This is a genomic window from Sorangium sp. So ce327, assembly GCF_051530205.1.
Taxonomy (GTDB): domain Bacteria; phylum Myxococcota_A; class Polyangia; order Polyangiales; family Polyangiaceae; genus Sorangium; species Sorangium cellulosum_B.
In genome coordinates this window covers 2188681-2214236 of the sequence record NZ_CP150330.1, presented here as the reverse complement: position 1 = coordinate 2214236, position 25556 = coordinate 2188681, and the positions used below count along the sequence as shown (strand labels likewise).

At 71.7% G+C, this 25556-nt stretch carries 26 protein-coding genes; 11 read left to right on the top strand and 15 right to left on the bottom strand.

Going from position 1 to position 25556, the window contains the following annotated elements; genetic code table 11:
- Nucleotides 1-213 precede the first annotated feature (213 nt).
- Complete coding sequence (locus WME95_RS08345) at nt 214-594, bottom strand: hypothetical protein (RefSeq protein WP_437907885.1); 381 nt, start codon at nt 592-594, stop codon at nt 214-216.
- Between the two features lie 31 nt (nt 595-625).
- On the opposite strand from WME95_RS08345, the gene WME95_RS08340 reads away from it, so the two are divergent.
- Nucleotides 626-1480 carry a glycoside hydrolase family 5 protein gene (locus WME95_RS08340; RefSeq protein WP_437907884.1) on the top strand — a complete coding sequence of 285 codons (855 nt, stop codon included), beginning with the start codon at nt 626-628 and terminating at the stop codon, nt 1478-1480.
- Between the two features lie 59 nt (nt 1481-1539).
- Here WME95_RS08340 and WME95_RS08335 read toward each other — a convergent pair whose 3' ends face one another.
- The 9 genes from WME95_RS08335 to WME95_RS08295 all read right to left on the bottom strand — a co-directional run bounded on the left by WME95_RS08335 (nt 1540) and on the right by WME95_RS08295 (nt 10180).
- A complete protein-coding gene (locus WME95_RS08335) occupies nt 1540-1725 on the bottom strand; it encodes a hypothetical protein (protein WP_437907883.1) in 186 nt (61 codons plus the stop codon).
- 175 nt (nt 1726-1900) lie between these two features.
- A complete protein-coding gene (locus tag WME95_RS08330; protein ID WP_437907882.1) occupies nt 1901-3574 on the bottom strand; it encodes an AMP-binding protein in 1674 nt (557 codons plus the stop codon).
- 5 nt (nt 3575-3579) lie between these two features.
- Entirely contained in the window at nt 3580-4524 is a 945-nt protein-coding gene (locus WME95_RS08325; RefSeq protein ID WP_437550744.1) for an SAM-dependent methyltransferase, read from the bottom strand.
- Nucleotides 4521-4847 (bottom strand): acyl carrier protein, encoded by a 327-nt coding sequence (locus WME95_RS08320; RefSeq protein WP_437907881.1) that lies wholly within the window; start codon nt 4845-4847, stop codon nt 4521-4523. Before WME95_RS08320 ends, WME95_RS08325 begins: the two co-directional genes overlap by 4 nt.
- A gap of 251 nt (nt 4848-5098) precedes the next feature.
- Nucleotides 5099-6118, bottom strand: coding sequence for a hypothetical protein (locus tag WME95_RS08315; protein ID WP_437907880.1), 1020 nt, complete (start codon nt 6116-6118; stop codon nt 5099-5101).
- 50 nt (nt 6119-6168) lie between these two features.
- On the bottom strand, nt 6169-7245 hold the full coding sequence (locus tag WME95_RS08310; protein WP_437907879.1) for a polysaccharide deacetylase family protein: 1077 nt from the start codon (nt 7243-7245) through the stop codon (nt 6169-6171).
- Nucleotides 7238-8086, bottom strand: coding sequence for a methyltransferase domain-containing protein (locus tag WME95_RS08305; RefSeq protein ID WP_437907878.1), 849 nt, complete (start codon nt 8084-8086; stop codon nt 7238-7240). The genes WME95_RS08310 and WME95_RS08305 overlap by 8 nt, the downstream gene beginning before the upstream one ends.
- An 11-nt stretch (nt 8087-8097) precedes the next feature.
- The gene (locus tag WME95_RS08300; protein ID WP_437907877.1) at nt 8098-8901 is read right to left on the bottom strand and encodes a class I SAM-dependent methyltransferase; all 804 of its coding nucleotides are present in this window, start codon (nt 8899-8901) and stop codon (nt 8098-8100) included.
- 289 nt (nt 8902-9190) lie between these two features.
- Nucleotides 9191-10180, bottom strand: coding sequence for a transaldolase (locus WME95_RS08295; RefSeq protein ID WP_437907876.1), 990 nt, complete (start codon nt 10178-10180; stop codon nt 9191-9193).
- 113 nt (nt 10181-10293) lie between these two features.
- Here WME95_RS08295 and WME95_RS08290 point away from each other — a divergent pair, with 113 nt between their 5' ends.
- Nucleotides 10294-12243, top strand: a complete 1950-nt coding sequence (locus WME95_RS08290; protein WP_437907875.1) for a MutS family DNA mismatch repair protein — start codon at nt 10294-10296, stop codon at nt 12241-12243.
- 74 nt (nt 12244-12317) lie between these two features.
- A complete protein-coding gene (blaOXA, locus tag WME95_RS08285; RefSeq protein WP_437907874.1) occupies nt 12318-13298 on the top strand; it encodes a class D beta-lactamase in 981 nt (326 codons plus the stop codon).
- Between the two features lie 42 nt (nt 13299-13340).
- On the opposite strand, the gene WME95_RS08280 is transcribed toward blaOXA, so the two are convergent.
- On the bottom strand, nt 13341-14288 hold the full coding sequence (locus tag WME95_RS08280) for an alpha/beta fold hydrolase (RefSeq protein WP_437907873.1): 948 nt from the start codon (nt 14286-14288) through the stop codon (nt 13341-13343).
- Between the two features lie 156 nt (nt 14289-14444).
- Between WME95_RS08280 and WME95_RS08275 the strand changes: the two genes are divergently transcribed.
- Nucleotides 14445-14936: an LEA type 2 family protein gene (locus WME95_RS08275; RefSeq protein ID WP_437550726.1), complete on the top strand. Its 492-nt coding sequence runs from the start codon at nt 14445-14447 to the stop codon at nt 14934-14936.
- A 53-nt stretch (nt 14937-14989) separates the two neighbouring features.
- On the opposite strand, the gene WME95_RS08270 is transcribed toward WME95_RS08275, so the two are convergent.
- Together WME95_RS08270 and WME95_RS08265 are read right to left on the bottom strand one after the other, a co-directional pair.
- Nucleotides 14990-15670: a nucleotidyl transferase AbiEii/AbiGii toxin family protein gene (locus tag WME95_RS08270; protein WP_437907872.1), complete on the bottom strand. Its 681-nt coding sequence runs from the start codon at nt 15668-15670 to the stop codon at nt 14990-14992.
- Complete coding sequence (locus WME95_RS08265; protein WP_437907871.1) at nt 15663-15860, bottom strand: hypothetical protein; 198 nt, start codon at nt 15858-15860, stop codon at nt 15663-15665. Before WME95_RS08265 ends, WME95_RS08270 begins: the two co-directional genes overlap by 8 nt.
- Nucleotides 15861-16132: 272 nt before the next feature.
- Between WME95_RS08265 and WME95_RS08260 the strand changes: the two genes are divergently transcribed.
- From WME95_RS08260 to WME95_RS08230, 7 genes are all read left to right on the top strand, one after another.
- Nucleotides 16133-16423 (top strand): hypothetical protein, encoded by a 291-nt coding sequence (locus WME95_RS08260; protein WP_437550722.1) that lies wholly within the window; start codon nt 16133-16135, stop codon nt 16421-16423.
- 16 nt (nt 16424-16439) lie between these two features.
- On the top strand, nt 16440-17321 hold the full coding sequence (locus tag WME95_RS08255; protein ID WP_437907870.1) for a galactose mutarotase: 882 nt from the start codon (nt 16440-16442) through the stop codon (nt 17319-17321).
- Between the two features lie 149 nt (nt 17322-17470).
- Nucleotides 17471-18637, top strand: coding sequence for a polysaccharide lyase (locus WME95_RS08250; RefSeq protein WP_437907868.1), 1167 nt, complete (start codon nt 17471-17473; stop codon nt 18635-18637).
- Nucleotides 18638-18794: 157 nt separating this feature from the next.
- A complete protein-coding gene (locus WME95_RS08245) occupies nt 18795-19160 on the top strand; it encodes a DUF2089 domain-containing protein (RefSeq protein ID WP_437550717.1) in 366 nt (121 codons plus the stop codon).
- A complete protein-coding gene (locus tag WME95_RS08240) occupies nt 19157-19810 on the top strand; it encodes a YIP1 family protein (RefSeq protein WP_437907867.1) in 654 nt (217 codons plus the stop codon). Before WME95_RS08245 ends, WME95_RS08240 begins: the two co-directional genes overlap by 4 nt.
- A gap of 127 nt (nt 19811-19937) precedes the next feature.
- Complete coding sequence (locus WME95_RS08235; RefSeq protein ID WP_437907866.1) at nt 19938-21038, top strand: alpha/beta hydrolase; 1101 nt, start codon at nt 19938-19940, stop codon at nt 21036-21038.
- 133 nt (nt 21039-21171) lie between these two features.
- The gene (locus WME95_RS08230; protein ID WP_437907865.1) at nt 21172-21699 is read left to right on the top strand and encodes a hypothetical protein; all 528 of its coding nucleotides are present in this window, start codon (nt 21172-21174) and stop codon (nt 21697-21699) included.
- 71 nt (nt 21700-21770) lie between these two features.
- On the opposite strand, the gene WME95_RS08225 is transcribed toward WME95_RS08230, so the two are convergent.
- Together WME95_RS08225 and WME95_RS08220 are read right to left on the bottom strand one after the other, a co-directional pair.
- Nucleotides 21771-22781: a P1 family peptidase gene (locus WME95_RS08225; RefSeq protein ID WP_437907864.1), complete on the bottom strand. Its 1011-nt coding sequence runs from the start codon at nt 22779-22781 to the stop codon at nt 21771-21773.
- Between the two features lie 133 nt (nt 22782-22914).
- Nucleotides 22915-25476 carry a M1 family metallopeptidase gene (locus WME95_RS08220; protein ID WP_437907863.1) on the bottom strand — a complete coding sequence of 854 codons (2562 nt, stop codon included), beginning with the start codon at nt 25474-25476 and terminating at the stop codon, nt 22915-22917.
- Nucleotides 25477-25556: the final 80 nt, after the last annotated feature.

Here is a 25556-nt window from a genome sequence, read left to right as displayed (position 1 = left end):
TTTTTGCGAATTTTCTGTTGACTGCGTTGCCTGCACACCACAGCTCCCTCAGATCGGCGCCCGTGAAGGCTTCGCCTCACGGTCTCGCTGGAGACCACCGGCCGCAGCTGTCACCTGCGCGCACCAACACTGTATTTTGCCATACAAACAGCGTGGATTTTATCCCTTGATCAGAGGCACGCAGAGGGCTTGCCATGGCGCTGAACTGCCCTTTTAATGCCGCGCCATCCGGATACTTCTCTTGGAGGACATGATGAAAACTGTTTTGCTTCGCGGTGTGCTTGGCAGGTCGAAGTGGTCATTCGGCCTTGCGGTGGTTGCGCTGCAAGCCACCGTGCTGATCGGCTGCGGTGACGCGGGGACGGAGGACGGCGCGGGCGGCGCGGGCGGCGCGGGCGGCTCGGGCGGCGGCGGGGCGCCCTCCGCGAGCGCGACGACCTCGAGCGCCTCGACGACCTCCGCGACGACCTCGAGCGCCTCGACGACCTCCGCGAGCGCGACGACCTCGAGCGCCTCGACGAGCTCCGCGAGCGCGACGACATCGGCCTCGTCCACGACGAGCGCGAGCACCGGGGGGATCCCCACGGACGGCACGCCGGTCGAGCGTCATGGCCGGCTGCGGGTCATGAACGGCAACATCGTCGGCGAGCACGGGTCCCCGGTCCAGCTCAAAGGCATGAGCCTGTTCTGGAGCCAGTGGAGCAACTACTACAACGGCAATGTCGTCAATTCGCTCGCGGACAACTGGGAGTCGACCGTCGTCCGCGCCGCCATGGGCATCGAGGGCGAAGACGGGTACCTCCAGGACGCGGGCGCCCAGAAGGCCAAGGCGAAGACCATCGCCGACGCGGCGATCGCGAAGGGCATCTACGTCATCCTCGACTGGCACGATCACAACGCGCACCAGCACCTGGACCTGGCGAAGAACTACTTCCGCGAGGTGGCGCAGGCCTACAAGAACACGCCCAACGTCATCTTCGAGGTGTTCAACGAGCCCCTCAACACGAACACCTGGCCCGCGGTGAAGTCCTACGCCGAGGCGGTGATCTCCGAGATCCGCGGCCAGGGCGCGAACAACCTGGTCATCGTCGGCTCGCCGAACTGGTCGCAGGACGTCGACATCGCCGCGGACAATCCCCTCAGCGATCAGAACGTGGCGTACACCCTCCACTTCTATGCCAACACGCACAAGGCGTCGCTGCGCGACAAGGCCCAGAAGGCCATCAACAAGAAGCTGGCGCTCTTCGTGACCGAGTGGGGGACCTGCTCCGCCGACGGCAACGGCCAGCTCAACCTCGGCGAGTCGCAGACCTGGCTCGACTTCCTGGACGCGCACAACATCAGCTGGGCCAACTGGTCGCTTGGCGACAAGGCCGAGGCGTGCTCCGCGCTCAGGCCCAACGCAAACCAGATGGGCAACTGGAACGACAACGACCTCACCGAGTCGGGCAGGTGGGTGAAGGGGAAGATCGCAGAGTGATCCCCGCGCGGGTCACCGGCCGCTCGCGCCGGTGACCCGGCCCCGACCGAGGGCGCCGCTCACCCGTTCGCTCGTTTGCTCTCCACGGACAGGGGCCGCCCGGCACAGAAGGGGCATTGGTCGTCCGAGCACCAGTCGTCATCCTCGAGGCCGAGCGCCCGGAGCTGCTCCAGCTCCCACGCGCGCGCCTCGGGCGAAAGCGGGGAGGGACAGGTGGACTCGTGGTCTCGCAGGCTGCTCAACATGGACGGTCCCGTTCGGTTGTGCTCCGGAGAGCGATTCCGGGATCTATCGCGCACCGCCCTGCAGCGCCCGCGAAATCGGCCGTTCCCCGCCGCGTCCTCCTACATCCGAACGTTTACGTTCACGTTCACACTCACGTTGGTGACGGATGATGGGGAGAAGGGGCCGGAGCGCTCTTCAGCGGAGCGCACCCGCGCGCAGCCGCTCGGCGACCTCCCGGCGTCGCAGCTTGCCGCTCGTCGTCTTGGGCAGCTCGCCCGGCGGAACCAGGACAACCTGGTCCACCGTGACGCCGTTCGCCCGCAGCGCCTCCCGCACGCGCTCCACGAGGCCGGCTTGCTCGGACGCCTCGGCGCGCGTCTCGGCCACCACGTAGACCGACTCGGTCTGGCGCTCCTCGACGAACAGCCCGACCGCGACGACGCACCCGGCCCGGATCCCGTCGACCCGGGAGGCGATCTCCTCGATCACGGCGGGGATCATCGTGTGACCACCCTTGATGATCACCTCCTTCTTCCGGCCGGTGACGAACAGCGTCCCGCGGTCGATGAACCCGAGATCGCCCGTGCGCAGCCACCCGCCCACGAGCGCCTCGGCGGTCGCCTCGGGCTCGTTGAAATAGCCCTCCATCACCGTCTCCGAGCGCACCTCGATCTCCCCCACCGTGCGCTCCGGGACGGGGCTGCGCTGGGCGTCCACGATCCGGATCTCCGTGTGCGGGATCGGCCTGCCGACGCCGGTGAGCTCCAGCGAGAGGGGGCCAGGCGCGGCCTCCTCGACGCGGCCCTCGCGCTCCAAGAGGCCGCGATCCACCGTGAGGGCGCGCGGCTCGGCGTAGAGGTCGGGGAAGGTCACGGCGACCGTCGCTTCGGCCAGCCCGTAAACAGGGAAGAACGCCTCGACGCGGAAGCCGCAGGGCGCGAACGCCTCGGCGAAGCGGCGGAGCAAGGCGGGGGAGATCGGCTCGGCGCCGATCATCGCGCACCGCCACGCGCCGAGATCGAGGCCCGCCTCGGCGGCGCGGCGGGCGAGGCCGATGCAGATGGCATAGGCGCTCGGCGGCCCGAGCGAGATGACGCCCCGGATGCTCGACATCTCCGCGAGCCACGAGAACGGCCGCGTCCGGAACTCGAGCGGCGAGAGCATGTGAACGGGGAAATCGTTGAAGAGCGGGAAGAGCAGCCCGCCGACGAGGCCCATGTCATGGTGGAGAGGCAGCCACGAGACACCCCCCGCGCCCTCGCCGCGCACCGGGAGCCGCTGGCTCATCGCGTCGAGGTGCAGCATCAGCCGCTCGTGCGGGATCACCACGCCGCGCGGGTGCCCGGTGCTGCCGCTCGTGAGCTGGATGAGCGCGGGCCCGGGCGCGCGCTCCGGATCGGGCAGCGAACCCGCGAGGGGCGCGTCGAGCAGCGGCTCGGCGGCGAGCTGGAGGAGGCCGTCCGCCCCCTCTTCACCCTGCGCGAAGCCGAGCAGCGCGGACGAGACGACGAGCGCGCGCGCGCCGACGCGGTCGGCCGTCCGCCGGAGCTCGCCGAGGAACGCCGCCACGTCCGTGAGCCGGTAGGGCACCCCGACCTGGATCGGCACCGCGCCGAGCACCCAGACGCCGAAGAGGCACGGCACCGCCACCTCCACGTCCGTCACGAGCAGGAGCACGCGATCACCCGGGCGCACCCCCGCCGCGAGCAGGCCCGACGCCGCCGCGCACGCGCGGCGCCAGTACTCCGCCCACGACCACCCGACGAACTCGCCCTGCTGCTTGTGATAGAACCCGAATCGATCCGGCGTCGCCTCGGCCCGCGCCCTGAGCAGGCCCGCGACCGTCCGCGCAGAGAGTCCTCGGCTCACGGCGCTCACGGCGCGCGCCCCGGCTCGGGCGAGGGCGCGACGCCGAGGCGCTCGCGGCCGCCGCCCTTCGTCGCCACGATCATGTACTCGAGCGCGGTGCGGCGCGCGAAGGAGAGCCGGCCCACGGTCATGTACGTCTGGAGCAGCCGCGAGAAGCCGGGCGCGCGGGCGTCGATCCGGGCGCGGTTCGCGCGCACGTTGTCGATCCACCGGGCGACCGTGTGCACGTACGAGCTCGTGAGATCCTCGACGCGCCGGACATCGAGGCCGGCCTGCTCGATCATCCCGAGCTCCTCGGCCAGCGAGATCAGGCGGCAATAGCCGAGCGCCTCGACGAAGATGTACTGCGTCGCAGAGCTCTCCCGGTCCCCGCGGGCGCGCGCCGGGAAATAGCAGTCGGAGATGAGCAGCCTGCCGCCCGGGCGCAGCGCGGCGGCGATCTTCTGGTGGATCCGCTCGCGGTTGTGCATGTGCACGATGCTGCCCACGAAGAGCACGGCGTCGAGCGACTCGGGCGCGAGGTCGATGTCCTCGATATGAGCGAGGTCGATGCGGACCCGCGAGGCGACGCCCGCCCGGTCGGCGCGGCGGAGCGCCTCCTGCCGCTGCTTGTCGCTCAGCGTGACGCCCTGGAAGCTCCCGCCGGTGCGCTCGGCGAGATAGATGAGGTTCGAGCCCCAGCCGCACCCCACGTCGAGGACGCGCTCTCCGGGGTGGATGTCGAGCTCGCGGCGGACCCAGTCGTACTTCCGCTCTTGCGCCGTCTCGAGGCTCTCGGCGGGATCGAGGAAGATGCCCGTCGCGTAGGCCAGGCGGCTGTCGAGGACCATGGAGAATATCTCCGGGTCGTTCTGGTAATGCGCGGCGACCTCCCGCCGCTCGTGCTCCCGCTGCTCCTCGGGCGTCCGGACGGCGGCCTCGCGCTCGGCACGCGTGCGCGGGGCGGTCAAGGCGCCCCTCCCCGGCCGCCCCGCGCCGCGAGCTGCGCCTCGACGAAGGCGATGACGTCGCCGACCGTGCTGATCTGCGCCTGATCGGGCGCCGCGAAATCGGGCGCCACGATCTGGAATCGCTCCTCGAGCGCGACGTTGACCTCGATGAGCGCCAGTGAATCCACGCCGAGGCCGCTCTCGAGCGACAGGTCGGGAGTCACGGCGTCGACGCTCATCCCACATCGCTCTGCAATGATGGTACGGACCTCTCTGGCGATCTCCGGATCTCCACCGCCCGCCACCTGCGGCTGCTTCCGAAGCGCCGCCTCGCTCTTGTTCATCGCGCTCTCCAGTCCAGGGTTCGGCGCGCGCGACCATCAGCACGCCGGCGCGATAGATGCTCATGCCAGCGCCGGTCACGGCCGTAGCGCGACGTACCATGATCGCCAGTCGTCGTCCATGGCCGGACGAGCCCGCTCGGCCGCGAGGTCAGCGCGTCGCGGGCGCGCTCGCGTGCTGCGCGCCGGAACCTGCGCGCGACAGACGCGCGAGGCCCTGCCGCGGCGCCTCGCCGCGGCCCGGCGCGAGCGGCTCAATCGCCGAAATCGCCGTCGAACCCGCCGCCGTCATCGACCCCGCCGCCGTCATCGACCCCGCCGCCGTCATCACCCCACGGATCGCCGTCATCCGCCCCGTCCCCCTCGTCGCCCGCCGAGAGGTCGTCGCCGCCGCGATCCGCGCCGCTCAAGAGGTCAGGATTCTCGGCGGCCTCCTGCGCTGTGCCGAGCATCGTGCCCGCCGGGTTCACGAAGAGGACGTGTGGCGGCGTGAGCATGTGCATGAACGAGGAGATGAGCATCACGTCCAGCATCATCCCCAGCGGGCTGGGTGGGTAATAGACGACGAACGGGTCATAGCCGGGGTGCGTGGGGCTCACGGGAGGCCGCTCGGCGCCCGCGCCGTCGCCCGCTGGCGCGTGCACGACGCGCGCGTCGGCGTGGTGATGCTCCACGCGCGCCTCCGGCATCGTGGCCTTGAGGGCGCCCTCGACCCGCCCGACGAAGGACTCGAACTGCAGCCGCGCCGCCTCGAACAGCGCCGGATCCTTCGCCAGGGGCTCGACGCGGCGGCGGTAGTCCTCCGCGGACTCGCCGGCTCGCGGCTCGAGATCCCGCAGGCGCCCGCCGATGGAGACGAGCCCCGCCGGCTCGTCGTCGGCGTGCTCGGTGCGCGCCCGCGTCTCGATGACCAGGTGCAGCCCCGCCTCCTCGTGCTCGGCGGCGAACCTGAGCTCGCTGAACCCGCGCCCGAACACGGCGGAATGCTCGGACAGCGCGAGCACGAGGTCGGGAAGATCGTCCGGCTTCCCGTCCGTGTCCTGGAAGATGACCGTGTCGTCGATCACGAGCGAGAGGGCGTTCGTGACCCCGAGCTGGACGAGCGCCCCCCGCACCTGATCGACCACGGCGGTGGCCTCGAGCTCGACGCGCACGCGATCGGTGTCGAGATCCACCGTGGCGCCGAAGCTGCGCTTCAGCTTCTCCCAGACGGTGGGGTTGCGCTGGATGATGCTGCCCTTGAGCGAAACGTGGATCTGTCCGATGAGCCGCATACGCGCTACTTAGCACCGCGCAGGAGCCCGGCCGCCCCTGGCCGCCCCGGTCAGCCGAACGTGAACCGCTGCGCCACGCGCTTGTACGCCTGCTCGACGACGCGGCGGGCGTGGTGGATCGCGTTGGAGTGGGGGAACTGCAGCGAGGGCGGCGCGCCCTCATCGACGCCGCGCGCCCCGTGCGTGGAACCGTGCGTGGAAGACGCCGCGTCCGAGAGCCGGCGCGCGAGGGCGCCCACGGTGTCGACCTCGAAGTCCTTCGAGTTCTCGTCGAGGAAGCGGCAGAGCCCGCGGAGCCGCTCGACGTTGAGCCGGTTCGGGAAGCCGCGGCGCGCCTCCGCCGAGTCGAGGAAATAGAACTCGAACGAGTGGGTCACCAGCGTGACCTCCTTCACCCCGAGGGCGCGGTAGCGGAGGAGACAGTGCTTGATCTCGTCGAGGGTCACCGCCGTGATCTGAAGGTGCCTGAAGCGCTTCGTGGGCTCGATGAAGTTCGTGACCGGCAGCTCGTACACCCCCGGCTCGGGCGTCTCGAAGAGGCCGAGCCGCGCGCCCGGATACTGCATCTTGCAGTTCTTGCTGAAGTAGCAGGGGTTGTAGTTGCTGCTCAGCACGAGCCCCGCCCGCTTCATCGCCCGCCAGGTGTCGTTGTTCGCGCCGAAGTTGCCGGCGCGGTAGCCGAGCAGCTCGCTCGCCGGGACGCCCGCGCGCACGAGCAGGTCGCGCCCCTCGAGGAGGAGCCGCGTCTGCTCCTCGACCGGGTAGTCGGCGATGTCGTCGGAGACGCGGGGCTCGCCCCGGGTGTGCCAGTCCGCGCGCCGCTGCACGGGGTGCACGTGCAGCTGCACGTCGTGGCCGCGGCTGTGGAGCGCCTGGCACACGCTCGTCAGCCCGTCCATCCCGAAGCTGTACGAGCCGATGGCCTCGACGAAGAACGTCCCGCGCTGGCCGTACGCCTCGAGCTCGCGCATGATGAGCTCGATGCCGAGGGGATCGCGCTGGTTGACGAAGCGGCCCCAGATCCGGAGGTCGTAGCCCATCGCGGGAGACTTGGCATCGCCCAGGATGCGCTCCTCGGCGCACTCCACGTCCACGGTGATGTATACCCGCGTCCTCCCGTCAGACATCGCCAGCTCCTCCCTCACCGCGCTTCTGAAGAACCATCGTGATCGTCGGGGACACGCAGCCCACGTGCATCCCGAGCGGGCCGAGCAGCCGGTTCGCCGCCGACAGGGCCATGAGCCGCGGCCCGGACAGCCCCATCTTGGCCTTCAGGTCGACGATCAGCCGGCCGCGATCCTGCTGCGATATGTCGACATAATCGCCGAACCCGCGCCGGAGCTGCCAGGGAAATACGCTGTAGATCGACCTGCCCGGGAACAGCGGGCGCAGCAGCCGAGGCACGTAGTTCATCAGGATACGGCGGCTGTGGCACTCGACCGGCCAGAGGCGGTTGCTCGTGCCCAGGATGACGATGAACCCCCACGGCCCGAGCACCCGATCGATCTCGCGCTGGACGGCCGGCAGGCGCTCAGGCGGGACGTACTCGAGCACGCTGTTGCAGGAGACGAGCTCGAACTCCCTGTCGGCGAACGGCATCGCGGTCGTGTCGGGGACGTGATGAACGCGGATCCGGTCCGACAGCCCGTGGCGCTCGACGTTCAGCTGCGCCAGCTCGACGTACATGGGGTCGACGTCGAGCGCGGTCACCTCGGCGCCCAGGGTCGCGAGCACGATCGACGTCCCGCCGAAGTGGCAGCCGAACTCGAGCACCTTCTTGCCGCGGACCGACGTGAAGAGGTCGTCGTAGGCGTGGCGGCTGCGGCGCCACTCCAGCGTGGCATACCCCCCGACCCACGGATCGTCGGGATCCCAGCCGTGGCGCCGCGCGCTCTCGCGGAAGCGGTGATCGGCGTCTGCGTCGCGGACAGCCGGCGGGGTGGCGACGTTCTGGCTCGGTTCGCTCATCGGGGAGAGGATCAAGCGTCGGCTGTCCCTGCGGGCAGCAGGGGCGCCCGGTAGATGGCGAACAGGAAGGGCGAGAACCAGGGGTTCGTCTCGCCGGGGACCACCCGGCGCGCGATCGCCTTGAGGGGCGGGACGACCTTCCAGACGACACGCCGCGCCACGAGCGGCGCCTCGTCGTCCAGCCAGAAATCGAAATGGCCGCCCGTGTAGCGGGCCTGGACGATCTCGGCGCCGTTGCGGCGGGCGGCGGCCTCCAGGAACGGCAGGTTCATGATGCGGGTGTTGTGGCCCTTCAGGTTCTTGCGATCGAACAGCCAGTGGAGCGCCTTCTGCCCGCCGGCGAAGTTCGGCATGCCCACGACCACGGTGCCCCCCGGCTTCACCAGCTCGAAGTGCCGATCCATCACCGCCCCGGCGTCATCGAAGTGCTCGATGAACCCGAAGGAAGCGACGATATCGAACTTCTGCTGGGGCTTCCAGCTGAAGAAATCCCCCTTCTCGATCTTGCCGACCTTGATGCCGCGCTTCCGGATCTCCTGCTCGACGACCTCCGGGTCGCAGGCGTAATCCAGGCCATACGCCGTGAACCCCAGGCGCCCACAGAAGTCGACAAGGATGCGGCCTGGTGCGCAGCCGATCTCGAAGAACGACAACCCCTCCCCGCGCGGCAGGAACGGAGCGACGTCGTCGTAGATCTCGCAGCCGCCACCAAGATCGTCGGTGCCGACGTAGCCCTTCCAGTGGTTCTCCCAGTACTCCTGTGACGTGAGCTTCAACGTCGCCTCCTCGATGCCATCGCGAAAAGGGCGGCTCATGAGGAGCCTCCCGGAGAACCGCAGTCGACCACGCGCGGCGCGGGCGATCGAATGCTGTCCGAAATTCGTCCAGTTTTGACGAATCCTAGAGGACGGGGAGGCTCACATGCAAGCCGGCCCTCCGCCTTCTTCCCGCGCCTCCGTTCCTCAACGCAGGCGCACGCAGGCGCGCGCTGGGGCACCTACGCGGCGCGGGGTCGCCGCATAGGTGCCCCAGCGCGCGCGGCGCCCGGGCCCGCTCCCCGGAGCTCCGCCGCGCGCCGCGATCGCGCGTCGCGCGTCGTCAGCGCTAGGAGGCGGCCCCCTGCTCGAGGCGCTCGCGGAGCAGGACCTCGAGCGAGGCGAGCGCCTTCGCGAAGCCGTCGATGCCCTCGCTCAGCTTGTCGCTCGCCATCCGGTCGGCGGCGTGCATCGCGCGGAACGCCGCCTCATCCATCGGGATCTTCGCGATCTGCAGGGCGCGCGCCGCGTCGGGGTCGAGCCTCCTCGGCAGGTCGCCGCGCGCGGAGGCGAGCTCCGAGAGCAGCTTCGGCGAGATCGTCAGGAGGTCGCAGCCGGCGAGCTCCTTGATCTCGTCGATGTTGCGGAAGCTCGCGCCCATCACCTCGGTCTTGTAGCCGTGCTTCTTGTAGTAGTTGTAGATCTTCGTGACCGAGACGACGCCGGGGTCCTCGGCCGGCGCGTAGCTCGTGCGGCCGGTGTCCTTCAGGTACCAGTCGAGGATGCGCCCGACGAACGGCGAGATGAGCGTCACGCCCGCCTCGGCGCACGCGATCGCCTGGTGCAGCCCGAAGAGCAGCGTGAGGTTGCAGTGGATGCCCTCCTTCTCGAGGACCTCCGCCGCGCGGATGCCCTCCCACGTCGAGGCGATCTTGATGAGGACGCGCTTGCGCGAGACGCCGGCCTCCTCGTAGAGGCGCACGATGCTCCGGCCCTTCTCGATGGTCGCCTGGGTGTCGAAGGAGAGGCGCGCGTCGACCTCGGTCGAGACGCGGCCGGGGATGATCTTCAGGATGCGCAGGCCGAAGTCGACGGCGAGCCGCTCGAACGCGAGGCCCACGACGTCGTCCGGCCCCTTGCCCCGGCCCGCCTCCTTCTGGCCCCAGGCGAGCGCGCCGCTCACGATGTCGGCGTACTCGGGCATCTGGGCCGCCGCCGTGATGAGCGACGGGTTCGTCGTCGCGTCCTGGGGGCGGAATTTCTCGATCGAGTTGATGTCGCCGGTGTCCGCGACGACGACGGTGTACGCCTTGAGGCGCTCCAGCAGGTTCTGGTCCATGGGCGGCATTGTACGAGCAGCCAGCCAGGACGCTTCAAAGCTTTCGTGTCCTTCGTGGGAGGACCCCCCTCCGGCTGGATGCACGGCCGGCGGTGGCCTATGGAGAGGGCCCCGTGGAGCCGCCCCCCAACGCCGTCGCGCAGCGCGTCCTGTCCGCCTACGAAGATCGCCTCTCGGTCCTGCGCGCCGAGGCCGGCGCGCTCGATCGCCGCTCGAAGACCTTCTCGCTGCTACGCGGGGTCTCGTTCCTGGCGGCGGCCGTGGCCGGGGGGTACGCGCTCTTCGGCGACGTGCCGCGGTGGGTCACGTACGCCGCCGGGGCGGTCACCGCGGTGTTCCTCGGGCTGCTCGTCGCGCACGCGCGCCTCGTCACCCGGATGACGGAGCTCGAGCAGCGCATCGGCCTCTACGTGCGCGGCAAGCGGCGGGTCGCCGGCGATTTCGCCGATTTCCCGGAGCGTGGCGATCGGTTCGCCGCGCCGGACCACGATTACGCGGGCGATCTCGACGTGTTCGGGCAGGCGTCGCTGTTCCAGCTGCTCAACCTGGCGCAGACGGGCGAGGGCGAGGCCACGCTCGCGGCCTTCCTCGCGGAGCCCGCCCCGGCGCCCGCCGTGGCGGCGCGGCAGGAGGCGGTGCGCGAGCTCGCCGGCCTCGGGGCGTTCCGGGAAGATCTCGCGGTGGTGGGCATGCAGGCGGGGGCGCGCGGGCGCGAGGCCGGCCCGCTCATCGCGTGGGCCGAGGCGCCGCCGGCGCTGCTCGGCCCGGAGGCCCGCGCGGGCGGCCTGCCGGTGAGCGCGCTCCTGACCGCGGCGAAGGTGCTCGTGCCGCTGACGCTGGCGCTGCTCGCGGCGCCGCGGCTCATCCCCGCGGAGCAGCTCGGGCTGCTCCGCCACGCCTACCTCCTGCCGCTGGCCGCCCAGATCCTCGTGCTGGTCCTGCTGCGGCCCGCGGTCGAGCCGATCGTCGCCGCGGCCTCGTCGCGCGAGGCGCCGTTCGCCCGGTACCGGCCGATCCTCGCCCGCGTCGAGGAGCAGGCGTTCTCGTCGGCGCTGCTCGGCGAGCTCAAGGCCGAGCTCGCGGGGCCCTCGGGCGTGCTCGCCTCACGGGAGATGACGGCGCTCGAGAGCCGGGTCGGCTACTCGGACCTGCGCCACAGCGGGCTCGTCCACATCGTCGCCAACCTCTTCCTGCTCTGGGACGTGTGGTGCGCGCTCGCGCTGGAGCGGTGGAAGCTGCGCGCGGGCCGGCACGTGAAGGCGTGGATGCGGACGCTCGGGCACATGGAGGCGCTCGCGAGCCTCGCGACGTTCGCGCACGAGAACCCCGACTACGCGTACCCCGACGTGAAGGACGGCGAGCCGCGCTTCACGGCGTCGGGGCTCGGCCACCCGCTCCTCCCGCGCGTTCGGCGGGTGACGAACGACGTCTCGCTGGAGGGCGCGGGCGCCGCGCTGCTCGTGACGGGGTCCAACATGTCGGGCAAGAGCACGCTGCTGCGCGCCGTCGGGGTGAACGCCGCCCTCGCCCTCGCGGGCGCGCCGGTCTGCGCGTCGTCGCTGGCGCTCTCGCCGGTCCGCGTGCGGACGAGCATGCGGATCAAGGACTCGCTCGAGCACGGCGTCTCGCACTTCTACGCCGAGCTGACCCGCCTGAAGCGCGTCGTCGACGGCGCGAACGGCGGCGAGCGGGTGCTGTTCCTGCTCGACGAGATCCTCCACGGCACGAACGCGCGGGAGCGCCAGATCGGGGCGAGGGCGGTCGTGCGGCACCTCGTCGCGCGGGGGGCCATCGGCGCGGTGTCGTCCCACGACATGGGGCTCTCCGTGCTGGAGCAGGAGACCGCGGGGCGGGTGCGCAACATGCACTTCGAGGAGCTCGTGGTCGAGGACAGGATGACCTTCGACTACAAGCTGAAGCCCGGCGTGGTGACGAGCGCGAACGCGCTGCGGCTCATGAAGATCGTCGGGATCGACGTCGACTTCGCGGAGGGCGAGCGGACGGCGCCGGCGGCGACCGCGGCAGCGATGGCAGCGACGACCGCGGAGGCGGCGCGGGAATGAGCGGCGGCGACGGCGGTGACGACCGCGGCGATGGCGCGGGAATGCGCGCGGCCCCCGGCCGCGTTGAGGGCGCCATGCTTTCTCCGCTCCCCGGGTACCTCTCGCGCCGCGCCCTCGCCTCGGCGCGTCCCCTGCTCTCCGGCGCGCTCCTCGCGATCGTCACGACAGCGAGCGCCTGCGCCACGGCGCCGCCGCCGCCTTCAGCTCCCCCGGCGGTGAGCGGCGGGGCGGCCCCGCCGGCCGCGAGCGCGCCGGCCGCGAGCGCGCCGGCCGCGAGCGCGCCGGCCGCGAGCGCGCCGGCCGCGGCGCGGACCGAGATCGACGAGGGCGGGGCGGCGCTCCTCCGCGCGGAGGGCGTGGACGGCGCGTTCGTCCTGTTCGACGCCGCGCGGGGCGTCACCCGCGTCGTGAACCCCGACCGCGCGGCGTCGCGGTACGTGCCCGCCTCGACCTTCAAGATCCCGAACACGATCATCGGCCTGGAGACCGGGGTCATCCCGGACGAGCGCTTCACGCTGCGGTGGGACGGGGTGCAGCGCCGCGTGCCCGACTGGAACCGCGATCACGATCTCGCGTCGGCGATGAAGCACTCGGTGGTCTGGTTCTACCAGGAGGTCGCGCGCCGGATCGGGCCCGAGCGCATGCAGGCGCACCTCGACGCGCTCGGCTACGGCAACCGCGACATCTCGGGGGGCATCGACCAGTTCTGGCTGACCGGGGGGCTCCGCATCTCCCCGCACGAGCAGATCGATTTCCTGCGGCGGCTCCACGCCGGCGCGCTGCCCTGCTCCGCGCGGAGCGTGGACATCGTGAAGCGGCTCCTCGTGCTGGAGCAGACGCCGGCCTACACGCTGCGCGGCAAGACCGGGATGGAGATGGACGAGCGATCGAGCACCGGCTGGCTGGTCGGCTACGTCGAGCGCGGGGCAGACACCTACTTCTTCGCGACCGTGCTCCTCGGCGCAGGCAGCGACGGCGAGCGCATCATGCCGCTGCGCCGCACCCTGACCCGCGCCCTGCTCAAGCGGCACGGCGCGCTGCCCGAGGACGCCTGACGCCGGCGCCTCTCCCGGCGCCTACGCCGCCGGCGCCGCCCCCTACGCCGCCGGCGCCGCGCTCGATGGCGACGGCGCCGCGCTCGAGGGCGACGGCGCCGCGCTCGAGGGCGACGGCGCCGCGCCCGGCGACGCCGTCGAGCGCGCCGCCCACGCGAACGCGGCGATCCGCTCGGCGAAGCGGCGCGGGTCGTCGACCTGCGGGCAGTGCCCGATGCCCTCGGGCTCCTCGATCTCCGCGTGCGGAGGGAGGTGTCGCCGGTAGTACTCGAGGTTGGCGCTCGGCATCAGGCGGTCCGAGCGGCCCCAGATCAGCAGGATCGGCATCGAGAGCGCGGCCAGCTGCTCGGGCGTGAACGCGTGGTCGCACCGGGCCGAGCGCCTGAAGGAGAGGATGGTCTCGCGCGAGAACGTCCGCACGACGTCGCCGGCGATCAGCGGGGTGAACCACGGGACGCGGTGGTAGAGGCGCGCGAAGAACGCGTGGGCGTCGGCCCGCGACCGCAGGTTGAACACGGCGAGCAGCTCGGCGAGCTCGGCCTGCTGCATGCCGGCGCCGGCCGGCGACGCGAGCACCAGCGCGCGCACGCGGTCCGGCGAGCTCAGCGCGTAGCTCACCGCGACCGCGCCGCCGAGGGAGTTTCCGACGACGATCGCCGGCTCGTCGAGCTCGCGGTCGAGCAGCTCGTGCATGGCGGTGGCGAGGCACTCCGGCGTGAACGCCGACGCCGGCGCCGCGCTCCACCCGTGCCCCGGCGACTCCGCGGCGATGACGCGGCGGGCGCGCCCCCGGAGTCGCTGCAACACCGGCGCGTACGGGAGCGCCGAGGAGCCGATGCCGTGGAGCAGGACCACCGTCGGGAGCGGGCCCGTGCCCGGAGCATCGTAGAGGTGCAGCCGGCAGACCGACGTGTCGACCCAGCGGCTCTGCACCCCGGACCTGTTCAGCGCCTTCTTGGCGAGGCGTTCGGCGAGCGGGAGGATGCCCATGTGCCCGGCATAGCAGATCGAAAGGGTTCCTGCGGGGGCGGAAGCGCTGGCGCGCGCGGGGGCCGTCGAGCGATCGATCGGCGCGCCGCGGACGAGGCCCGGTGGCGCGCCCGATTTCCGTTGAGCTCCATGGAGATCCGCGCCACATCTCCCGCCGTGCGATCGCCTCTCCTCGCCGCCGCCGTCGCCCTTGTCGCGTGCTCGCGCCCCGAGCCGCCGACGCTCAAGCCCGAGCTCGCGACGGTGACCGCCGTCACCGTTCAGGGCATCGATCTGCGGGTCCAGATCCAGGCGTACAACCCGAACAGCATCGATCTCTCGACGCGCTCGATGAAGGCGAGCGTGCTGCTCGACGGCAAGTACGACGTCGGCACGGTCACCGCGCTCACGCCGCTCGAGCTACCCGCGAAGAAGTGGACCCGGATCGAGGCGCCGATCTCGGTGAAGTGGCAGGACCTCACGAGCATCGCGGCGCTGGCGGCGCAGAGCCGCGGTATCCCGTACCAGGTGAGCGGCACCGTCGCGATCGGCGGAGAGACGCTCAACGTGGATGTGCCGTTCCGCCTGGCGGGGACGATCACGCACGAGCAGCTCGTCACGGCGATCGGCAACTCGCTCCCGGGCCTGCCCCTCCCCGGCCTGCGCTGAGGAGGGCTGCCGCGAGCGATAAGCGCGCGAGCCGCCTCGGCCGCTCGCGCGTGTCATCGTTCCCGTTCGACCCTCGCCTCGACCACGGCCCTCGCCTCGGGCGTCACGCACAGCGCCTCGAGCGCTCGCGCACGCCACGCAGGCTGATCGCACAACCGCCGCAGCGCGCGGCGCCACGCGTCCTCGACCGAAGGCCCGTAGGCCTCGCGCGCCTTATCCCAGGCGGCCTGCGGCAGCCCGCCGAGCACATGCTCGAGCAAGATGAGATCGATGACATCGCGTGCCAGTGCGGCATCGTCGAGAAAACGGTCTTCGTTGGCGAGGAGCTTCTCGGCGACGAGATCTTCGTCGGCGAGGCGTGCCACCGGCAGCGCCGGGTCCTCGACCCCAGCAAGCTCGATCCTGCCTTCGCTGACGATCTCGAGCTTGAGCGGCGCGCCGCCCACGTCGAGCACGACCCGAATACCGTAGCGATCGGCGCGCAGCTCGCGTCGGACCGCCATGTCGGCGACGAAGAGCCCGCGAACGCCGGCCTCGTAGACGCGTTGCCGCAGCTGTCTGTACCCCTCGCGGGAGGCACAGAGGAAATCGACGTCACGCGAGATGCGGAATTCGTCGCAGCGGAGCGATATCGCCGTCCCGCCCGCAAACCAGCACTCGGACTGCCTTAGCAAGGCTGCATCCAGCGACGTGAGCAGGTCGAGGATCCGCCGGTGCTCGTCGCGCTCAGCCATTGAATACGCCTCGGCCGTACCGCGCGACGAGATCGTCGAAGAAGCGCCGCTCGCGCTCGCTCATCGAGGCGCGATCGACCCATTGTCGGTTCGCCTCGTACAGCGCGAGCGCCTCCTCCTCCGTGATTGCGTGATCCTCCCTGTTCCAGAGGAGCAACCGGAGCTGCTCCAGCTCCTCGCCGACGATCATGGCCCAAGGATAGCGGAAGCCGCGGTCGGTGCACTCCTCACAGGGGGCGCGCTCGCGGCGCTGCCACGCAGGCGCGCGCAGCGCAGCGTCAGGCGGCGCGCCGTCCTGGCAAAGGCCCAGCGCGCCCTGTCGTCGCCAGCGTTGTCTCGAGCCCGCAAAGCTTGCAGAATCGCGGCGGAGGAGACGTCCGTGCCCGTCCACGAGGAGCCCCCCGATCGCGCGCGCCCGCGGTCATCGACGCGCTCGCCTCCGGCGCCGGAGGGCGCAGCCCCATGTCCGGCGGCCTGATCTTCCACGACGGCGGCGGCGGGGCCGTCGCGCGCTGCACGCGCTGCGGCGCCGAGGCGGCGGGGCCGTGCGCGCGCTGCGGCGCGCCCGTGTGCGGCGACTGCTGCGTGCTCACCGAGGGCGGCGCGCGCGTCTGGGCGATCTGCCTCGCGTGCGAGGATCGCGGCGGCCGCTCCCTCCGCCGCGGCTGGGCGACCGTCCTCGGGTGGATCGCGCTGCCCATCGCGGCGCTCGCGCTGGTCGTCGGGCTGCTCGCGTGGCTGCAAAGCAACTGAAGAGACCGGAGGAGTCATGTTCAGCGTGAAGGAAGTCGAAGGCGCGATTCCCACCATCGAGCTCGCCGACAGCGACGCCGCGAGCCGCGCGGTGCTGGCCCCGGACCGCGGCGGCATCCTGACCGAGCTGACCGTCGGCGGCCGCGCGCTGCTCTACCTCGATCGCGGCACGTTCGACGATCGCGCCGCCAACGTGCGCGGCGGCAACCCGGTGCTCTTCCCCTCGCCCGGCAAGCTCGCCGGCGACGCCTGGTCCGCCGCCGGCGCGGCGGGCCAGATGCGCCAGCACGGCTTCGCCCGCACCCTGCCGTGGTCGCTCGACGACCATGGCACCCTCGAGTCGGGCGGCGCGTACGCGCGCCTCGTCCTCCGATCGAGCGAGGCGACGCGCGCGCAGTACCCCTGGGATTTCCGCGCCGAGTTCACCTACACGCTGCGCGGCAGGGCGCTCCGCATCGATCTGCGCATCACGAACGAGACCGGCGACGGCGCGCCGCCGATGCCGTTCGGCGCCGGGTTTCACCCCTACTTCGCCGTCTCCCAGGCGGACAAGGCCCGCGCCTCGATCGAGACGCGGGCGACGCGCGCGTTCGACAACACGACGAAGCGGGAAGCCCCGTTCTCCGGCTTCGACCTGACCCGGCCCGAGGTCGACCTCCACCTGCTCGACCACGGCTCCACCGAGAGCGCGCTCTCGATCGAGGGCGACCCGGGGGTGCGCATCGCCGTCCGCGGCTCGCCCGAGTTCACCCACTGGGTCGTGTGGACCTTGCACGGCAAGGACTTCGTCTGCCTCGAGCCCTGGACCTGCCCCGGCGACGCCCTCAACACGGGAGAGCGCCTCATCCACCTCCGGGCGCGCGAGACTCGGGCGCTCTGGATCGAGCTCTCCGCCTGAAGCGATGACGGCCGCGCGCGCGACGCGCTGGAGGGCGCGCGCGCGACGGGCTGGAGGGCGCGCTGGAGAGCCCGAGGAGCCGCGCCGCGTCGGCGGCGACGCGCGGCTTCTCGGTTGACTGCCGGCCGGAAAACGCGTCGAATCCCGCCATGACTTCTACCGATCTCCTTACCGCACATCGATCCCTGCTCGCCCCCTCCCGAGCGCTCCTCGCGCGGCGACCTGGCCGCGCGCTCTCCACCCTGGCCGCAGCCGCGCTGGCGACGACGCTCACCGCGGGCGCCTCCGCGGCGCCGGTCTGGACCGGAGACTTCGAGACGGGCAATCTGAACCAGTGGAACACGACCCTGAACGGCGAGCACATCTCCGTGGTGACGTCGCCTGTCCTCCAGGGCACGAGGGCCGGGAAGGTCCAGCTCACCAACGACGCGAGGTGGTCGAACGGCATCAAGCGCGCCGAGCTGAACCACAAGCCGGCCGCCGGGCGCACGGCCGAGGGCGCCCAGACCTACTTCGCCTGGAGCTTCTATCTCCCCGAGGCGCTCGCGGCGGACCCGCCGACGCAGATCGGATACTGGGAGTCCGAAAATAGCTACAATCAGATGATGTCGTTCGAGGTCGTCGGACAGCGCATCAGCTTCGCCACCCGCAAGCCCGACAACAAGGTGCACTGGGAGGCGAACGGCGCGGTGACGCCCGGCGTGTGGCACCGCATCGCGCTGCACATCCGCTGGTCGACGAACCCGAACCAGGGCTCCGTCGACGTGTGGTTCGACGGCAAGCAGGTCGTCACCGGCGGGAAGGCGCAGACGCTCGCCGACAACAACGCGCACTTCACGCAGATCGGCCTGCTGCGCAACCCGTCCGAGTTCACGGACAGCCCCGTCATCGTCCTCGATGACGCCGTGGAGGGGGACACCCTCGAGGACGTCCGCCCCGCGCTGCCCTCCTCCGGGGAAGGCGGCGCCGGCGGCGCGGGCGGCTCCGGCGGTGAAGGCGGCGCCGGCGGCGCGGACGGCTCCGGCGGGAGCGGGGGCACCGGGACCGCCGGCGGCGGCGCCGCAGGCGGCAGCGACGGCGCGGGCGGCGATGTGGCGCCCGGCCCCAGCGCTTCGAGCTCCTCCTCCGCCGCTTCCGGCGCCGGCTCCACCGGCGCGGGGACCGGCGGCACGGACGAGGTGGAGACGGCCGAGGGCGACGACGGCGGCTGCAGCTGCCGCGCCGCCGGCTCGCCCGCGGCCCCCGCGCCCATGGCCCTTGCCGGCCTCGGCCTCATCGCGGCGCTCGCGTCCGCGCGACGTCGCGAGCGGCGCTGAGCCGTCGCGAGCGGCGCGAGCCGCAGCGCCCCGGGCGGGCCGAAGCCGCGCCGAACGCATGACGAGGGCGGCTCTTAAACAAAATTGATTTTCGGATCAATTTTCATCATCTCGACATTGACAATATTGACCTCGGTGAGGATAATCCACTCATCCCGTGGCAAGATTTGTCGTCCGATGCCCTAGCTGTGATGGGGAGCTGCGCGCGACGCGGCTCGGCTGCCAGAGCTGCGGAACCCACCTGGACGGTCAGTTCGAGATCCCCGCGCTGCTCCAGCTGTCGCCGGACGATCTCGCCTTCGTGACCGCGTTCGTGCGCTCTTCAGGCAGCCTGAAGGCGATGGCTCAGGTCCTTCAGATCAGCTACCCGACGGTGCGAAATCGCCTCGACGAGATCATCGGCCGGCTCGACGCGCTGGAGCAGGGCGTCGCGCGGCGCCGGCACGAGATCCTGGATGCGCTCGAGAAGGGGAGGCTCTCCGCGAAGGAGGCCGAGGAGGCTCTGCGCAAGGTGGGATTATGATGATGACCACGCCCGACGAGAGAGTGCGCGCGCTCGTGCGCGACAACGTCATCAAGCCGGCGGAAGGCGAGCGGCTGCTGGCGACGATGTCGCCGAAGCCTCCCCGGCGCGGATGGCGGCTCGCGCTGAATCCATTCGAGCGCTTCGGCGGGGGAGCCGCCGCAGCGGCAGGCCTCGTCGTGGCGGCGCTGAGCGTCGCGATCACGAGGCTCGGCGTTCGCTTCGACGGATTCCTCGACCTGCACACGGCGCCTCTCGTCATCTCGTACGGGACGGCGCTCCTCGAGCAGATCGTCGTGTGGCCGTTGCCCGCCCTGCTCTTCTGGACGTATGCGCGGCTCCTGCGGCGCCGCGTGCGGATCATCGATTTTCTCGGCGTGTTCGGGCTGTCGCGCGCGCCGCTCGTGCCCGCGGCGATCGCGCTCGGCCTGCTCGCCCCGCGGCTGCCGGCGGGCGTGCCCACGTTCACGCTCGAGCTGACCGCCTTCGCCGTCCTCGCGGCGGTGTGCCTCGTGTGGTCCTTGACGCTCCTCGTCCAGGGCTTCAAGAACGCCTCCGGCCTGCGCGGCGCGCCGCTGATCGCAGGGGTCATCGGCCTCGTGCTCCTGTCGGAGATCCTCTCGAAGGTCGCGCTCGCGCACCTCGGCTGAGCCATCGATCTCCCCGGCGCGCCGCCCCGCTCGCGCGGCGCGCGCTGCGGTGCTCGCGTGACCGCGAGGGCGCACCGGTGCGCCCCGGGCGGCCCTGCACCTCTCTCTCATCCTCGGAGGGCTCGTCATGTCATTGCGATCGGTTCTCGTGGTCCCGGCGCGCCGCGCCGCGCTCGCCGTCTCGTGTGCCGCCGCGCTCGCGTCGTCGCCCCTCTGCGCGGGCTGCGGCGCCGGAGAGCGCGCGTCGACTGGCGGGAGCGGCGCGCTCCCTGGCGACACGGACGTGCCTGACACGGAGACGCCGACAACGCCGGACGCGCCGGGGTGTCCGGCGGCGGTCAGCGCCAGGACCACGGTCGAGAACGCGCGAGGCACGCTGGTTGGCACGCTGGTGGTGCCGGCCGGGTGCGGGCCGTTCCCTGCAGTCGTGATCATCCCCGGCTCGGGGCCGACCGACCGGGACGGCAATCAGGTCGCCGCGGGCATCGAGCCGGACACGTACAGGCTCCTCGCGGAGGGGCTCCGGGACAGGGGCATCGCGTCGATTCGCTACGACAAGGCCGGCATCGGCGCGAGCGCCTCCGCGGCTCCCGGGACGGAGCAGGAGCTGCTCTTCGAGATGGGCGCCGACGACGCCGGCCTGTGGGTGAAGAAGCTCCGGGCGGACGGGCGCTTCGCGACGATCACGGTGGTGGGGCACAGCGAGGGCTCGCTGCTCGGTATGCTGGTCGCCCGGGAGACCGAGATCGACGGGTTCGTCTCGATCGCCGGCGCGGGCCGGCCCATCGGCGATGTCCTGCGCGATCAGCTCGAAGGCCTCCCGGACGAGGATCGCGAGAGGGCAAACGCGATCCTCGACCAGCTCGAGGCCGGGGAGCTCGTCACGGACATCCCGCAAAGTCAGGTGTTCATGAGCCTGTTTCGGCCGAGCGTGCAGCCGTTCGTCATCTCCTGGATGAAGCACGACCCCGCGGTGGAGCTCGCGGCCGTGACGGCGCCGATCCTCCTCCTGCAAGGGACGACCGATCTCCAGACCAAGGTCGAGGACGCGGAGCGGCTCGCCGGCGCGCGGCCGGACGCGACGCTCGTCATCGTCGAGGGAATGAGCCACACGCTCAAGGAGGCGACGCTGTCGAACGCGTCGCAGGCCGACGCCTACACCGATCCGGGCCTGCCTGTCGTGCCGCGCGTGTTCGAGGCGATCGAGGCGCTGATCCGGGAGGAATGACGCAGCCCCGGAGGCAGCGCTAAAGCACCGAACTCACGAATCGTGTCGGGGCGCTCTCGCCCCTCGGCGGCGCGCGCGGCCGCAGCGCCTCCTCGGTCCTCCCGCCGCCGAGGCGTGGTAGAAGGCGACGATCATGAGCAGGCTCTCCGAACGTGCGTTTGCCGAGATGGTCGAGGCGGGGTGTCCCGCGTGCGGGGGACAGAAGCTCAACCTGCGCTCGTATGTCGACGGGCTCGTGCCGCTCATGGAGGGCGAGCCCGTCGGGCCGATCAAGTGGGTCTACAAGGGCGAGATGTTCGTCGACGGGCTGTACGAGATCACGTGCGGCGCGTGCCAGCACCTCGTGTTCACGGACGACCGCTGCCCGCGGTGCCACGCCGAAGGCGGCCTCGCGCGCGGGCTCACGACGACCAACGCGTACGCGGTGCCGGAGCGGTGCTCGCGGTGCGAGCACATCGAGGTGCGTTACATCGCGTTCGTGCCAATGCGCGTGAAATACGAGGGGAAGCGCGCGGACAGGGCACAGACGAGCGTCGAGCTGCACGACCCCGGCTTCCACGGCTATCGCGTCGACTGCAAGGACTGCGGCAAGATCGCCGAGCGCGCGGACGCGTGCCCGATCTGCGAGAGCCCGGCGCCGATCCGGGCGCGCTTCAGCTGATCGTCAGGCGTGGCTCGCGATGAAGCTCGCGGTCGCCTCGGGCGATGAGAGGATCGCCCACGGCGACAGCTTCATCCCAGGTCCCCCGCCGCCGGCAGGTACGCAGCGCCGAGCGTCACGCCCTGCGCCGCGCGGATGGCGCGCACAACGGCCAGCGTGCAGACCTCGGCCGCCATGACGCACAGAGTCATCATGCCGAGCGTCGCGCCGGACGCGCCCGTGCCCAGCGCGAAGAGGGCATCTCCGTCGGAGAGCGTGTGCAGCGGGTTGATGGCGCGCGCCAGGCCGTCGTGCCCCACGGTGGCGAGGCGGCAGGCCTGGCTCTTGGTGAGCACGGCGTCGGTGGCGATCACGCCGATGGTCGTGTTGCTGCCCGCGAGCATGGGCCTGGGCGTGTCGCCCCGCAGCAGCGCGCGCCGCGTGTCCAGAAGGCGCGTGCCGCGCTCCGTGCGCGCGCCGGCGAGCACCTGGCCCGTCTCCGGGTCGACGACGTCGCCCAGCGCGTTGCAGGCGACGATGGCGCCCACGGTCACGCCGCCGACGGTGACGGAGGCGCCGCCGATGCCGCCCTTCATCGCGCGGTGAAAGCCGAAGATCTTGCCGACCACGGCGCCGGCCCCGGCCCCCACGTTGCCTTCGGCGGGCGGCGTGTTCGACGCGGCCTCGCAGGCGGCGTAGCCGGCGGCGGCGTCGGGGCGGATACGCTGGTCGCCCAGCGCCAGGTCGAACAGCACGGCGCCGGGCACGATGGGCACCCGGGCGGGGCCGACGGTCATGCCCACGCCGCGCTCGTCCAGCCAGCGCATCACGCCGCCGGCCGCGTCCAGGCCCCAGGCGCTGCCGCCGGCCAGCAGGACGCCGTGGACGCGCTCGACCACGTTGGACGGCGAGAGCACGTCGGTCTCGCGCGTGCCCGGCGCGGCGCCGCGCACGTCCGCGCCGGCGACGGCGCCCTCGCGCGCCAGCACCACCGTGCAGCCCGTGGGGCGGCGGCTGTCGGTGAAATGGCCGACCTCGATGCCGGCGACGTCGGTGATCGCGCCGGGGCGCGGGGAGGTGGACGCGGGAGCGCCGGGAGGCATACGCTCATTGTCCATGGCCCCGAGGAGCCGCGCCATGCGGCCGCGGCCGTCGCGGAGCGCACGGCCGCGCGGCGCCGGCGGGCCCCGGCGCCTGCGGGTGACGTGTCGGATGGGTCGAGGCGCGGCGTCGTCCTCAGCAGCTGGACGGGTCCGCGAGCATCGCGACGGCCTCGGCAGAGAGCTCCACGCCGTCGAGGCCCCCGACAAACTCGCTCCACGCCGCGGCGTCGCCCTGGGTCAGCTCGCGGGCGACGCACACCGCAAAACCGTCGAGCGGCGTCGTCGACGCCGCGCGCAGCTGCTGGCTCAGGGCGGCCAGGGCCTCCGCGTTCTCCGTCGCGGTGGGCGCCTTCGTGCGACTCAGCCCGTCGAGCGCCTGGAACAGGGGATCAACCACCTCCGAGGACGCGACGATCTCGGCGAAGAAGGCGCGGAGGGCCGGGACGTGCTCCGGCTGAGCGCGATCGATGTCGAGGCGGATCCTCGTCATGGCGAGCGAGCGCGCGCGCAGCGAGCTGGACTGCCTGGCGACGTTCCCCCACGCCGATACCACCGTCTCGAGCGGCAGCTCGAAGTTGTACAGGAACAGCAGCTGCGCGTCGGAGAGGTCGCCGGCCGGTGGCCCCGCCGCGAGCGCCGACCACTCGTCCGCGTAGAGCGCCAGCGCGTCGACGACCTCGCCGCACGCCCCGTACTCCAGCCACGGCGTGAACTCGGCCCAGCGCGCGAAGGGCGGCCCCGCGAGCAGCGGCGCGAGCGCGCTCGACCACGCCGCGCGCAGCGCTGGATCCAGCGCCGGATCCGCGGCCCTGGCGCACGCCGCCGCGACCGCCATGCCCTTGGCGTCCTCGGCGTCGAGACCGTCGAGGAAGGCCGCGAACGCGCCCGGGGCCAGGGTCTCCGGCAAGCCGACATGGAGCGCGGCCGTCTGGTGGACGCCGCCGGCCTCGAGGAAGTTCGCGACCTGCGAGGGGCTCGTGGGAAGGCGAAACGAGGAGAAGCGCGCCGCGTGGCCCTCCGGATCCAGGTCGGAGTCGACAAGGTAGAACCAGGGGATGTGGCGGTCGAGCGGGTCGAAGATCAGCAGCTCGCCCTCCCGCTGCGGGGCGACGTCCGCGGCCTGATCGAGCTCGAGCACCTGCGAGCGCGTCGCGCCGTCGTCCGCGATCCAGAGGAGCTCGAGCGGCGCGACGAGCGCGCCGTCCGGATCGCGCAGCGTCACGAGCACGCCGCCGCTGGGCGACCGCCCGACATGGAGGTACGGGAGCGCGCTGGCCCGGAGCGCCCGCCGCGCGCGGGCGGTCGCGTCGGGGCCGAGGTGCCGCGCGAAGGCGCCGAGGAACTCGTCCGTACCGACGGCGCCGAAGCGGTGGTCGTTGAGGACGTCGCGCAGCGTGCCCCAGAAAGGCTCCTCCCCGATGAGGCTCCGGATCTGGGTGAGCAGCCACGCGGCGCGGCCGTAAGGTCCGCTCGTGTACTTCTCGTCGGGGCCGCGGTCCGGATCCACGATGAGGGAGTCCACGACGGCCGCGAAGGAGTCGCCGTTCAGCGTCCCCTCACCGCTCTCATCCAGGTAGAGGCGCGCGCCCTCCTCTGCGAGCAACGTCGCCATGCCCTCCTTGATCCACAGATCGTCCCAGGTCTTGACGGTCACGAGATCTCCAAACCACTGGTGGCCGAGCTCGTGGATCGTGAGCCTCAGGTCGCCGGAGCTGGTCGGAGCGGTGCTCCGGGACTCCCCCTGGAAGGTGATGCCTAGGTTCTCGAGGCCGCCGCCATACTCCGGTACGAGCACCAGCGCGTACTTCTCGAAGGGATACGGCACGAGCAGCTCCTCGAAGAGGCCGATCGAGCGGACCACCTCGTCGAGCAGACGGTCGTAATCGCCCGGGACGCCGCGCCGGTGCCAGACAGAGACGGGGAGGCTCCCCTTCATCGTGCCCTCGACCTCGAAGTCGCCGATCGCGAAGGCCATGAGGTAGATGGGCACCGTGTAGTCCGTCGCGTACTTCATGCGGCGGCCGGACGCGCCCTGCTCGTCGGAGACGAGCGTGCCGTTCGCGATCATCGTCTCCTGTGCGCCCATCCCGAGGTCGATGGAGAAGACGGCGCGGTCCTCGGGCGTGTTGTGGCACGGCATCCAGAGCGCGGCGTCGAGCGGCTCCGAGAGCGTGTAGACAGCGCGCGACGCGGCAGGGTCCCCCCGGCGGGCGGGGATCGCGTGGAGCGCGCCGCTCTCGGCGGCCTCGTAGTCGATCTCCAGCGTGATCGCCTGGTCCGCCGCCATGCCAGGCACGCGCGAGACGTCGACGCGGAGCGCCCGGAGCTCGGCGTCGACGGCAAAAGGCAGGTCCGCGCCCCCGGCCAGCCGGACCGCCTTGACCTCGGCGACCGCGCTGTCGAGGCGCAGCGAGCGCAGGCCGTCGTCGCCTGGCAGGAGCGTCATCGCGACCGTCGCGACAAGCCGCCCTCGGCTCCAGTCGAACTCTCCCGTCACCTCGTAGCGCTGGACGTCGATCGGCGCGCCCGGCGGCGGCTCGGGCTCGGACGGAGGCTCGGGCGAAAGCTCCGTGTCGTCGGGCGGCGATTGCCCTGGAGCGGTGGGATCGGCGCCCGAGCACGCGGCCACGGACGACGCCAGGATGACGGCAACGAGCCACGTTCCCGGGCGGACAAGAGATCTGGCAAGGTCCATTCGAGCTCCTCGATGGACGAAGGGACGCTCTCGACCTCCGTTGATTGGCTCCTCTTCCCGCCGGTTTCGTGCTCCTGGCA

What these genes read in the sequence shown, in the direction of transcription:
- WME95_RS08340 (WP_437907884.1), top strand. Translation starts at nt 626, where the DNA reads ATGAACGGCAACATCGTCGGCGAGCACGGGTCCCCGGTCCAGCTCAAA.
- WME95_RS08320 (WP_437907881.1), bottom strand. Translation starts at nt 4,847, where the DNA reads ATGAACAAGAGCGAGGCGGCGCTTCGGAAGCAGCCGCAGGTGGCGGGC.
- blaOXA (WP_437907874.1), top strand. Translation starts at nt 12,318, where the DNA reads ATGCTTTCTCCGCTCCCCGGGTACCTCTCGCGCCGCGCCCTCGCCTCG.
- WME95_RS08270 (WP_437907872.1), bottom strand. Translation starts at nt 15,670, where the DNA reads ATGGCTGAGCGCGACGAGCACCGGCGGATCCTCGACCTGCTCACGTCG.
- WME95_RS08295 (WP_437907876.1), bottom strand. Translation starts at nt 10,180, where the DNA reads ATGGACCAGAACCTGCTGGAGCGCCTCAAGGCGTACACCGTCGTCGTC.
- WME95_RS08315 (WP_437907880.1), bottom strand. Translation starts at nt 6,118, where the DNA reads ATGCGGCTCATCGGACAGATCCACGTTTCGCTCAAGGGCAGCATCATC.
- WME95_RS08265 (WP_437907871.1), bottom strand. Translation starts at nt 15,860, where the DNA reads ATGATCGTCGGCGAGGAGCTGGAGCAGCTCCGGTTGCTCCTCTGGAAC.
- WME95_RS08240 (WP_437907867.1), top strand. Translation starts at nt 19,157, where the DNA reads ATGATGATGACCACGCCCGACGAGAGAGTGCGCGCGCTCGTGCGCGAC.
- WME95_RS08280 (WP_437907873.1), bottom strand. Translation starts at nt 14,288, where the DNA reads ATGGGCATCCTCCCGCTCGCCGAACGCCTCGCCAAGAAGGCGCTGAAC.
- WME95_RS08220 (WP_437907863.1), bottom strand. Translation starts at nt 25,476, where the DNA reads ATGGACCTTGCCAGATCTCTTGTCCGCCCGGGAACGTGGCTCGTTGCC.
- WME95_RS08335 (WP_437907883.1), bottom strand. Translation starts at nt 1,725, where the DNA reads ATGTTGAGCAGCCTGCGAGACCACGAGTCCACCTGTCCCTCCCCGCTT.
- WME95_RS08305 (WP_437907878.1), bottom strand. Translation starts at nt 8,086, where the DNA reads ATGAGCGAACCGAGCCAGAACGTCGCCACCCCGCCGGCTGTCCGCGAC.
- WME95_RS08260 (WP_437550722.1), top strand. Translation starts at nt 16,133, where the DNA reads ATGTCCGGCGGCCTGATCTTCCACGACGGCGGCGGCGGGGCCGTCGCG.
- WME95_RS08225 (WP_437907864.1), bottom strand. Translation starts at nt 22,781, where the DNA reads ATGCCTCCCGGCGCTCCCGCGTCCACCTCCCCGCGCCCCGGCGCGATC.
- WME95_RS08300 (WP_437907877.1), bottom strand. Translation starts at nt 8,901, where the DNA reads ATGAGCCGCCCTTTTCGCGATGGCATCGAGGAGGCGACGTTGAAGCTC.
- WME95_RS08235 (WP_437907866.1), top strand. Translation starts at nt 19,938, where the DNA reads ATGTCATTGCGATCGGTTCTCGTGGTCCCGGCGCGCCGCGCCGCGCTC.
- WME95_RS08310 (WP_437907879.1), bottom strand. Translation starts at nt 7,245, where the DNA reads ATGTCTGACGGGAGGACGCGGGTATACATCACCGTGGACGTGGAGTGC.
- WME95_RS08250 (WP_437907868.1), top strand. Translation starts at nt 17,471, where the DNA reads ATGACTTCTACCGATCTCCTTACCGCACATCGATCCCTGCTCGCCCCC.
- WME95_RS08255 (WP_437907870.1), top strand. Translation starts at nt 16,440, where the DNA reads ATGTTCAGCGTGAAGGAAGTCGAAGGCGCGATTCCCACCATCGAGCTC.
- WME95_RS08230 (WP_437907865.1), top strand. Translation starts at nt 21,172, where the DNA reads ATGAGCAGGCTCTCCGAACGTGCGTTTGCCGAGATGGTCGAGGCGGGG.